The organism is Hydrogenimonas sp. (genome assembly GCF_029932565.1).
Classification (GTDB): Bacteria; Campylobacterota; Campylobacteria; order Campylobacterales; family Hydrogenimonadaceae; genus Hydrogenimonas.
Window position 1 is genome coordinate 1 of record NZ_JAOZPV010000100.1, and the last position, 5,151, is coordinate 5,151.

Annotated in this window: 6 protein-coding genes; 4 read left to right on the forward strand and 2 right to left on the reverse strand. The window is 53.7% G+C overall.

What is annotated here, in order from left to right; all coding sequences use genetic code 11:
* The 4 genes from Q1K24_RS09135 to Q1K24_RS09150 form a co-directional block, all read left to right on the forward strand.
* A partial coding sequence (locus Q1K24_RS09135; RefSeq protein WP_300369206.1) for a hypothetical protein occupies positions 1-251 on the forward strand: 251 nt, incomplete at its 5' end.
* A gap of 1 nt (position 252) precedes the next feature.
* Complete coding sequence (locus Q1K24_RS09140) at positions 253-1,608, forward strand: V-type ATP synthase subunit B (protein WP_300369209.1); 1,356 nt, start codon at positions 253-255, stop codon at positions 1,606-1,608.
* Entirely contained in the window at positions 1,595-2,197 is a 603-nt protein-coding gene (locus tag Q1K24_RS09145) for a V-type ATP synthase subunit D (RefSeq protein WP_300369212.1), read from the forward strand. Before Q1K24_RS09140 ends, Q1K24_RS09145 begins: the two co-directional genes overlap by 14 nt.
* Before the next feature lie 87 nt (positions 2,198-2,284).
* Positions 2,285-2,668, forward strand: coding sequence for a PAS domain-containing protein (locus Q1K24_RS09150; protein WP_300369215.1), 384 nt, complete (start codon positions 2,285-2,287; stop codon positions 2,666-2,668).
* 17 nt (positions 2,669-2,685) lie between these two features.
* Here the strand turns inward: Q1K24_RS09150 and Q1K24_RS09155 are convergent, their stop codons facing one another.
* Both Q1K24_RS09155 and Q1K24_RS09160 read right to left on the reverse strand, forming a co-directional pair.
* Entirely contained in the window at positions 2,686-4,608 is a 1,923-nt protein-coding gene (locus Q1K24_RS09155; protein ID WP_300369218.1) for an EAL domain-containing protein, read from the reverse strand.
* 10 nt (positions 4,609-4,618) lie between these two features.
* Positions 4,619-5,095: a molybdopterin-dependent oxidoreductase gene (locus tag Q1K24_RS09160; RefSeq protein WP_300369221.1), complete on the reverse strand. Its 477-nt coding sequence runs from the start codon at positions 5,093-5,095 to the stop codon at positions 4,619-4,621.
* Between the last annotated feature and the right edge of the window lie 56 nt (positions 5,096-5,151).

Sequence of the window (5,151 nt, forward strand, 5' to 3'; positions counted from 1 at the left end):
AGATCGATGCCTATTCGACACCGGAACGTATGGTGAAGATGGCGAAGATTCTCAGAGAGATTCATCGGTTGTGGCGAATGTGCCAGACCAGAGCGCAGATACCGGTCGACGTGCTCAAGAGCGAATCGGTCGTCTCGGAGTTCGCCCGTTCCAAATTCGAGATTCCCAACAGCGAGGCTGAGCGGTACGACACACTGCTCGAGACGATGACGCAGCGGTACGAAACCCTGCTCGAAACCTATGGAAAATGAGATGTTCGTAGAGTACAAAGGGGCGGTCAGAATCAAAGGCAACCTGCTCTTCTTCGAGACGGTGGAGGGCGTCGGTTACGGCGAAAAGGTGCTTGTACGGCATGGAGAGAAGGAGCTCTTCGGCCGTGTCGCGGCGGTCGACGAGAAGGTCACGCTCATCGAAGTGCTCGGAAACAGCTACGACCTGGGAGTGGAGGAGCTGCGGGTCAAATTCAGCGGCGAACCCTTCATGACGGGTGTCGACGAATCGATGCTCGGACGCGCCTTCAATGCCTTTTCGGAGCCGATCGACGGAATGGGGCCCGTCGTGTCGGAAAAGCGGATGGATATTACCGGATCGGCCTACAATCCCGCCTGGCGTGTGCACCCCCGCTCTTTCGTCCATACCGGCATCAGCGCGATCGACGGGCTCAACACGCTGGTGCAGGGACAGAAACTTCCCATTTTCGCGCTGTCGGGGCTGGCGACCGACGAACTGGTGGCGCAGATTGTCCGGCAGATCGGCTCGGCAGGGGAGAAGAGCGCCGTCGTCTTCGCCGCCATCGGCATCAAACACGAAAACGCCGATTTCTTCATCCGCAACATTCTGGGAAGCGGCCAGCAGAAAAACACGGCCGTCTTCATCAACCGTGCCGACGAACCGAGCGTCAACGCTCTGCTGCTGGCTCGATGTGCTCTGACGTTGGCGGAATTCCTGGCGTTCGAAAAGGGGTACCATGTGGTCGCCGTGCTCTACGACATGGCCAACTACTGCGACGCCCTCCGGGAGATCTCCGCCAGGCGCGAAGAGATCCCGAGCCGAAAAGGGTATCCCGGCTATATGTACAGCGACCTGGCGACGATCTACGAGCGTGCCGGGATCCTGAAAGGAAGGGAGGGGTCTTTGACCCAGATACCGGTGCTGACGATGCCCGACGACGATATCACCCACCCCATTCCCGACCTGACGGGCTACATCACGGAGGGACAGATCGTCCTTGACCGCTCACTGCACCAGACGGGCCTCTACCCGCCTATCAACGTTCTGCCCTCACTTTCACGCCTCATGAACAAGGGAATCGACAAGGTGCACCAGCGCGAGGCGAACCAGCTCTACGCCGCCTACGCCAAGGCCAAACGGGCACAGATGCTCGCCTCCATCGTCGGGGAGGAGGAGATATCGGAAGTCGACAAAAAATATCTCGCCTTCGGCCGGGCGTTCGAAGCGGAGTTTCTGGCGCAGGATAGCAGCGAAAACCGGCCGCTGAAGGAGACGCTCGCGATCGGATGGCGGCTGCTGAAGACGCTGCCGGTGCAGGAGCTGACCCGTCTCAAGCCCGAAGATATCGAAAGGCATATCGGCCATGCAGAAGAGTAAGACCGCTCTGCTGGAGCTGCGGACCGAATACGACGTCGCGGCAGGAGGCGAGGAGATCCTCGAGCAGAAACGCAATATTATCCTCCGCGAGATCATGACCCTGCTCGACGAAGTCGACGAAAAGCGCAAACGGGTCGACGAACTGGTGCAGAAGAGTTATCGCCAGCTCGTCAAGGCGTTCATGGAGAGCGGCTTCGAGCGGGTCGAACTGGAGAGCCGCCTGGTGAGGCCGGAAGGCTCCATCGAAGTGGTGCCCAAAAGCTTCATCGGCATCGTCGTCCCGGAGGTCCGTTTCAGGCGAAAAGAGAAAGAGCTTCCCCTGGGGTACACTTCCGACACCCTCTATCTCGATATCGCCCGTGTCTCTTTCTCCAAAGCGATGGAACTCATCCTCGAACTCTCCTCCGTCGAAATCAAGGTGTGGCGGCTCGCCGAAGAGCTCAAAAAAACGGTCGTCCGGGTCAACGCTCTGAAAAACTACTACCTGCCGAAATACCGAAACGAAATCCGGCAGATCGAAGCGTCGCTCGAAGAGTCGGAACGGGAGTTTCTCTCGGTGCTGAAGCGGTTGACCTCCCGCCGATCGTGAATGCAGGGTCGGAAACGAAAAAATTTGAAGAAACCCGTTTTAAATTGTATAATGTGAAATTTAAAAAGATTCAGTGAAGGCGAAAAATTGATTGTTGGACCAGAAGAGATCCCCTATCTTCTCGTAATCCTGGACGATCGGGCCACTATCGTAGATATCGATATTACGCTGGAAAATGTCCAGTACGAACCCACAGAGTTGATTGGCAAAAACTGGTTCGAAATCTTCATCGATACCGCATACGAAGAGACGATCAAAAAAGTTTTCGAAGAGGTCCTGGCCGGATCGGGAAGCTATACCACTTTCGAAAACGACATCCTCTGCAAAGATGGCACGCACAAATATATCGATTTCCACAACACCGTTTTCGAAAAAGATGGAAAAAAGTTCGTCAAATCGATCGGCATCGAACACTACAACAACGCCCACGGCGTGCTGAGCAAAGTCGTCGACTATCTCGAAAACAGATAATTCCGCTTATCTTGTCGTTACGGCATTGACGTGATCGGATGCAATGGCTGTGACTCCTCGATGAGTTTTTCGAACGCTTCCGGTTCGAGAGGCCGGCTGAAGTAGTATCCCTGTATCGCTTTGCAGCCGAGTTTCTCGAGATAGCGAAACTGGTACTCGTTTTCGACCCCCTCCGCGATGGTGGTGATATCCAGTGCGTGGGCGAGATCGACAATGGCGTCGACGAGGAGTTTTTCACGATTTTCCGGCATGATTTTGTCGACGAAGCTTTTGTCGATTTTGACCGCCTGGATCGGAAGGTTTTCGAGATAGGTGATCGAAGAGTAGCCCGTTCCGAAATCGTCCAGGTGAAATTTCCACCCTTCGTCCGCGAGACGCCGAAGGGTGTCGATGGTACGGTTTTTATAGCTCATCAACTCGTACTCGGTGATTTCGAAAATAAAATGTTTCAGATCGATGTCGAGACGCTCCACAAGCTGCCGCATGTCGTCGTAAAACGTATGGGAGACGATATGTCTGACGGAGAGGTTGACCGCCATGGATAGGTCGGGATCGATGGCACGCCAGAGGGCATGCTGCCTGGCCGCTTCGGAAATCACCCACTCCCCGAACTCTCTGACCATGAAACCCTGCTCGATGACGTGGATGAAATCGGCAGGTGAGAGAAGCCCTTTTTTGGGGTGCATCCACCGTACCAGCGCTTCGCATCCGATAATTTTTCCGCTTTCGGTGTCGATTTTTGGCTGATAGAAGAGGCGGAATTCTCCGTTTGCGATAGCCGTGCGTATCTCCGTCTCCAGACGATACTCCTCTTCCAGCCATGCACTCAGTTCGGCATCGAAGAGGTGATACTGGTTTTTGCCGTTCGATTTCGCCTGGTACATCGCGATGTCGGCGTATTTGATGAGAGTGGAGAAATCCTCGGCGTCGTGGGGAAAGTTGGAGATACCGATGCTGACGGTACTGTAGTATTCGATATCGTCGATATGGATCGGTTTTTCGAAGACCTTTTCGATGCGGTCGAGAATCGATTTGAGGTCGTAAGGTTCCAGAGTGCCGTTGAAGATGATGAGAAACTCGTCTCCGCCCAGCCGGCCGATGGTGTCGTCGGGGCGCAGTACCGATTCGATCCGCCGGATGCTCTCCACCAGGACCCGGTCTCCGGTATTGTGGCCATAGGTGTCGTTGATCTTTTTGAAATCGTCCAGGTCGATGATGGCGATGTAGAAGGAGCCCTTTTCCCGCCGGGCGATCTGAATGGCCCGTTGCAGAAGCTTTTCGATATAGGTACGGTTGGGAATCTGTGTCAATGTGTCGAAAAAGGCGATCTTTTCCAGATCTTTCTCTTTGGCATGCAGTAGATTGGTGAGGTTCTTCTGCCGAAGGTAGAGCCACAGAGCCGCCACCAGGAGTACGGCGAAGACAAAGGCGAAGAGTTTGTAGATATTGGAGATGCGTGCCTGTGTGGCCTGAAAAGCGACCAGATCCTGCTGAAACTCGATCCAGACATTCTTTTCGGCGATGGAACACTGCTTGATGATCCGGTTGAGAACATGGAAAAGCTCCAGCAGCTCCTCCTGGCCGATGGCGAGTCCCCTGGTTTCGATGGTGTCGACCATTTCGACGATCATCGGGTCGATGGTTCGCGAAAGACGGTCGTAATTCATATATTCGGTGCTGAGAAAACCGCGGGCGGCTTCGAGGTAGTCCAGCGCATCGTAGAGCATCGTCTCATCGTTCTTCTGAAGTGCGAAGAGATAGGAGAGAAATCCCTTCTGAAGAAGCACCTCCACCTTGAAAAGAAAGCGGACTTTGTTGGTCTCCAGGAGCATCTTGTCCGTACGGCCCACCTGCTCGGGGGATTTGTCGATGGAAAAGATGTAAAAGAGTGTCGCGACAAATAGCAGAAGCGACACGATGAAAATGAAACTTTTTTTCACGATCCCCCCGCTATTTGAACTCGATGGTTTTGATCATCCAGATCCAGTTGGGAAGATTGAGGCGGTAACGCTCCTGGGCCGGGTCGAAATCGGGAAAGACAATGCGCAGAGGCCCTTTCTGGGCATAGGCAATGTAGTGGCCGTTCATCTGTGTGGAGAGAATGATGCGTATCGCTTCCCAATCCTCTCTCCGAATGGTCGTTTCGTAGTCGTCGATGGCGGTAAATTTCAATGCCTTGACATCGCTGTCGCCGAATTTTTCGACAAATTTGTCCAGAGGTACGCCTCCATAGCGATCGGCCCGTTTTTCATAGGGATTGTAGACCCTCTCTTCGATGTAGGGCAGTCCCTTTTCGAGTGCTTCGACACAAAGTCGCAGAGGCTTGTGTGTTTTCGTCTTGCCGATCAACGTGACCTTCGCACAGGTGTCACGGGCATCCATCGAAACGTGGAAAAGCAGTAGTGTCAAAAGAAAAAAAAGCCGCATATATCATCTTTCCAAAAATCGTTCTGAACAATATCGTCCAAATCCAAAATATAGAT